Here is a 5,039-nt window from a genome sequence, read left to right as displayed (position 1 = left end):
CAGGCGCTTGAGGTAGGCCAGCGAGGAGTAGCCGGTGCCGAAGTCATCGAGCGAGAAGCCCACGCCCAGGTTGCGCAGCACCTGCATCTTCACGATGCTCTCCTCCACGTCGGTGAGCAGCAGGCTTTCGGTCAGCTCCAGCTTGAGCCGTCCGGGGTCGGCACCCGTGGTGTAGAGCGCCTGCAGCACCTGGGGCACGAATTCGGTATGGCGGAACTCCTGCGCGCTCACGTTCACGGCCACGGTCCATGCCTGGGTGGCGCTCTCGCGGTTCCAGCGTGCCAGCTGCTCGCAGGCCAGGTGCAGCACGCGCTGGCCCAGCGGCAGGATCAGGCCGGTCTGCTCGGCCAGCGGGATGAACTGGCCCGGCGGCACCATGCCGCGCTGCGGGTGCTGCCAGCGCACCAGGGCCTCGGCGCCCATGACCTGGCCTGCGGCGTTGACCACGGGCTGGTAGTGCAGCAAGAACTCGTTGCGCTGTATGCCCTGGCGGATGTCGCCCTCCAGCGCCGAGCGCGCGGTGGCTGCCGCCTGCATGGCGGGGTCGAAGAAGCACAGCGTATTGCGCCCCTGGGCCTTGGCCTGGTACATCGCCAGGTCGGCCCGCTTGAGCAGTTCGTTGACGGGCTGCTCCCGGTCGTGGAACAGCGCGATGCCGATGCTGGGCGTGCTGTGCAGTTCGCTGCCATCCATGTCGTAAGGCTCGTTGAGGGCCTGCAGCACCTTCTGCGCCACGGCCTCCGATTCGACGGCGGCCCCGGTCTCCTCACTGCTCAGGCCCTGCAGCACCACCACGAACTCGTCGCCCCCCAGGCGCGCCACGGTGTCGGTGGCGCGCACGCTGGCACGCAGGCGGGTGCCCACCTGCACCAGCAGGCGGTCGCCCCACTCATGGCCCATGGTGTCGTTGATGCCCTTGAAGTTGTCCAGGTCCAGGAACAGCAGGGCGCCATGCTGGCCGTCGCGCTCGCAGGCCGTCGCCACGCGCTCCAGCCGGTCCAGCAGCAGGCGCCGGTTGGGCAGCTTGGTCAGTTCGTCGTAGAAGGCCAGGCGCTGGATCTCGGCCTCGGCGCGCTTGCGCTCCGTGATGTCACGGGCCAGCCCGCGGTAGCCCGTGAACTCGCCCTCGGCATTGAAGATCGGCTCGCCGCTGATGGACACCCAGATCGGTTCGCCCTGCGCCGACATGCGCTGGATCTCGAAATTGCGGAACACCTGGCGCTGCGCAAGCTGCTCGCGGTGCGCGCGCCACTGGCCCTCGTCGGCGAAGGTGTTGGGCAGCTCCCAGCGCGTGAGCCCGAAGAGCTGGTCGTCGCGCAGGTCCATCTTGTTCTGCGGGCTGCCCTCGATGCGCACGAAGCGGAACTCGGCATCCTGCTCCCAGTACCAGTCGGAGGACAGCTGTGTGAGGCTGCGCCAGCGGGCCTCGCTCTCGCGCAGGGCCTCCAGCGCACCCAGGTAGTCGGTCACGTCGGTGAAGGTGCGCACGCGGCCGCCGTCTTCCAGCGGGCGTGTGCGGACCTCGATGAAGCGGCCGTTGACCGTGCGCCGGATGTAGCTGTCCGGCATGGTCAGCTTGCCGCCATGCGCAGCGTACTCGGCACCCACATAGTCCCGCGCCTTGGATTCGATCAGCTGAAAACTGGTACCGAAGTCCCCGCGCTCGGTCTGGAAGCGCACCACCTCCTCCACCCGCGGCTCGCCCGCGAGCAGTTCCTCGGGCAGGTTCAGCAGCTCCAGGTAGCGCTGGTTGTAGACGCGGATGCGGCCCTCGCCATCGACCTTGGTGATGCCTTGCGACACGCTGGCCAGCGTGCTCTGCAGCGCCCGGGTCTTTTCGGCCAGCAGCTCGCTGGTGCGCGCCAGCTCCTCCTCCACCTGGCGGCGCGCCAATTCGGCGCGGCGTGCCAGCTCCAGCTGGCCCACGGTGCTCAGCAGCGGCTGCAGGAACTGCACGTCGGCCGTGGTGTAGCCCTCGGGCCGGTTGGCCAGCCCCACCACGGCGACGAGCTCACCCGAGGCCAGGATGGGCAGGCCCAGGTAGGAGACCACGGGCGCATGCCCAGGTGGCATGCCGGCGCTGCGGGGGTCACCTGCCGCGTTGTGGACGATCACCGGCTTTTCGGTCTGCATCGCCTGGCCGGGCAGGGAGTCGAGGTCGTCGAAGACCCGGCCCTCCTCTGCGTCACGGGCCTGGCGCGCACGCGTGGCCTCGTCCCATTCCAGGTCGGTCACCGAGTGCATGCGCAGGAAGGGCCGGCCCTCGGCCGTGCGCTGCACCTGCCCGACCAGCCCGAACCGGCTGCCGGTCAGCTCCATGAGCTCGTGCAGCAGCGCGTCGAACGCCGCGCGCGGTGCCGAGCTGGCAATGAACACCGCCTGCGCGCGCGAGATCGCCTGCAGCAGGCGGTGCTGGCGTGCCAGCATGGCCTCGGCGGCGCGCCGGGCGCGCACGCTGCTGCTGCGCTCGAGCACGGCCTCGATCTGCGCGGGCAGGGCCAGCAGGTAGTTGCAGCCGGGGTCGCGGATGGTGAAATCGGCAAAGCCATGGCGCATGGCGTGCGCCGCCTGCGCGTCGGCCCCTGCGTCGACGATGATCAAGGCCGGAATGCGCCCCATGCGCTCGAGCACGTCGTAGGCCGAGCCGTCCTCGAAATGCTGGCAGACCAGCAGGATGTCAGGGGTGTGGTTTTGCAGCCATGCCTGGGCCTGTGCCAGCGAGGACGCCACCTCGACCCGCCAGCCCAGCCAGGGGTCCACCAAAGCCTCGACCAACGCCCGTGCGTGCTCCCGGTCGTCTTCGATCAACAGGACGGAGATGGGCATGGCCGATCTGGTTTTTCCAGGCAAGGAATGGCAGCCTGCATACCGCAGGGGTAACGATGATCCATTATGGGTCAGCATTCGGGGCTTGCGGCCCGCCAACCCCGGGGGGCTGGTGTTTACACTCGCCCCCTTTGTGCCATCCACCCCACACCCCATGCAACCCCTCAGTGTCAACCAGTACCTGCGCCAGCACATCCGCACCGTGCCCGACTGGCCGGCACCCGGCGTGCAGTTCCGCGACATCACGCCGCTGCTGCAGGACCCCAAGGTCTTTCGCGTGCTGATCGATGCCTTCGTGCACCGCTACATGGACAAGGCCCTGCGCCCCGACGTGGTGGCCGGGCTCGATGCGCGCGGCTTCATCCTGGGGGCCGTGGTGGCCTATGAACTCAACGTGGGCTTCGTGCCGATCCGCAAGAAGGGCAAGCTGCCCTTCACCACGGTGGAGGAGACCTACGAGCTCGAATACGGCAGCGCCACGGTGGAGCTGCACACCGATGCCGTGAAGCCCGGTGACCGCGTGCTGCTGATCGACGACCTCATCGCCACCGGCGGCACCATGATGGCCGGCCGGCGCCTGCTTGAAAAGCTCGGCGCCACGGTGACCGAGGGCGCGGCCATCGTCGACCTGCCCGAGCTCGGGGGCTCGCAGCGCCTCAAGGATTCCGGCCTGCCGCTCTACACCCTGGTCGACTTCGAGGGACATTGACCGGGCCCGGCGGCCAGGTCACTGCGCGTTTGCATAGGCCGCAAGGGCCTGCTGCAGCCATTGGGCAAAGTGCCGGTGCATGGCCGTCAGGCTGCTGCAGGCAGGGCCTGGGCGGCATGGGCCTCGTGGCGGCGCGCTGCACGGTCCCAGGCCTTTTCATGGAAGAAGAAGGCCACGGCCTGCACCGTGGGTTCGAGCAGGCTCAGCGTGAGCGAGGCCCAGAGGTTGCCCGTGACGGCATAGGCCACCATGGCAGCCACGCTGATGTGGATCAGGTAGTAGCTGCCGGTCTTCATGAGCATGGTCTTGTTCTGCTGGGCGATCTGGCGGAGGCGGGCCATGGTGGATTCCTTTCTTTCATTCGTGTGGCAGTGCCACCGGTCATGAAATGGTAGGCATTCTCAATAGCTGTGGCCAATTGAGTTCGGCTAGTCTTAGCATTGAAACTATTGATGACCAGGCTTTGCCTAATGCCCCGCCACCCCGTTAATTCCGTCACGCAGTGGGGAAAAAATTTGCCCTTGGCGGCGCCAACCCCGTTGCTATGATGGACATCTTTTCAACTGCGGCAACGCACTAGGGAGCAGACATGGCCCTCATGGACTTCATCAAGAAACAGTTCATCGACGTCCTCCAGTGGACCGAGGACGGCGACGGCACGCTTGCCTGGCGCTTCCCCATGAGCGGCATGGAAATCCAGAACGGCGGCACGCTGGTGGTGCGCGAGTCGCAGACGGCGGTGTTCGTCAATGAAGGCAAGGTGGCTGACGTCTTCGGCCCCGGCACCTACAAGCTCACCACGCAGACGCTGCCGGTGCTGACCTACCTCAAGAACTGGGACAAGCTCTTCGAGTCGCCCTTCAAGAGCGATGTCTACTTCTTCAGCACGCGCCAGCAGATCGACCAGAAGTGGGGCACGCCCCAGCCCATCACCATCCGCGACAAGGACTTCGGTGCGGTGCGCCTGCGCGCCTTCGGCAACTATGCCTTCCGCATTGCCGACCCCAAGCTGTTCCACACCGAGATCTCGGGCACGCGCGATGTCTATCCCGTGGGCGACCTCGAAGGCCAGCTGCGCGGCCTGGTGCTGCAGAACATCAGCAACGCGATTGCCGGCAGCGGCCTGCCCTTCCTGGACCTGGCGGCCAACCAGGTCATGTTCGCCGATGCGCTGACCAAGGAACTCGCGCCGATCTTCGCCAAGCTGGGCCTCCTGATCGAGAACCTCACGGTGCAGAACGTCTCGCTGCCCGAAGAGCTGCAGAAGATCCTCGACCAGAAGATCGGCATGGGCATGGTCGGCAACGACATGGCCAAGTTCATGCAGTACCAGACGGCCCAGGCCATCCCCAAGTTCGCCGAGAACAGCGGTGGCGGCAGCGGCATCGCGGGCGATGCCATGGGCCTGGGGGCCGGCGTGGCGCTGGGCCAGGTGATGGCGCAGAACCTGCAGCAGGGCCTCCAGGGTGGCGGCAATGCGGCACCGGCTGCCGCGGCGGCGGCT

The 5,039-nt window shown here is 67.2% G+C and carries 4 protein-coding genes; 2 read left to right on the top strand and 2 right to left on the bottom strand.

Going from position 1 to position 5,039, the window contains the following annotated elements; genetic code table 11:
* Nucleotides 1–2,826 (bottom strand): diguanylate cyclase domain-containing protein (locus tag PMI14_RS35875; RefSeq protein ID WP_007862251.1); only part of this gene is annotated, 2,826 nt, incomplete at its 3' end.
* A gap of 154 nt (nucleotides 2,827–2,980) precedes the next feature.
* On the opposite strand from PMI14_RS35875, the gene PMI14_RS33190 reads away from it, so the two are divergent.
* Complete coding sequence (locus PMI14_RS33190; protein WP_007862249.1) at nucleotides 2,981–3,535, top strand: adenine phosphoribosyltransferase; 555 nt, start codon at nucleotides 2,981–2,983, stop codon at nucleotides 3,533–3,535.
* 86 nt (nucleotides 3,536–3,621) lie between these two features.
* On the opposite strand, the gene PMI14_RS33185 is transcribed toward PMI14_RS33190, so the two are convergent.
* Nucleotides 3,622–3,876: a DUF2061 domain-containing protein gene (locus tag PMI14_RS33185; protein WP_007862247.1), complete on the bottom strand. Its 255-nt coding sequence runs from the start codon at nucleotides 3,874–3,876 to the stop codon at nucleotides 3,622–3,624.
* Nucleotides 3,877–4,124: 248 nt separating this feature from the next.
* Here PMI14_RS33185 and PMI14_RS33180 point away from each other — a divergent pair.
* The coding region (locus PMI14_RS33180) for an SPFH domain-containing protein (RefSeq protein WP_007862244.1) at nucleotides 4,125–5,039 on the top strand (915 nt) is incomplete at its 3' end.

It is taken from the genome of Acidovorax sp. CF316 (assembly GCF_000276605.1).
In the GTDB taxonomy this organism is placed as follows: domain Bacteria; phylum Pseudomonadota; class Gammaproteobacteria; order Burkholderiales; family Burkholderiaceae_C; genus Acidovorax.
This window is presented reverse-complemented; position numbering and strand designations above follow the sequence as displayed.

What these genes read in the sequence shown, in the direction of transcription:
- PMI14_RS33190 (WP_007862249.1), top strand. Translation starts at nt 2,981, where the DNA reads ATGCAACCCCTCAGTGTCAACCAGTACCTGCGCCAGCACATCCGCACC.
- PMI14_RS33185 (WP_007862247.1), bottom strand. Translation starts at nt 3,876, where the DNA reads ATGGCCCGCCTCCGCCAGATCGCCCAGCAGAACAAGACCATGCTCATG.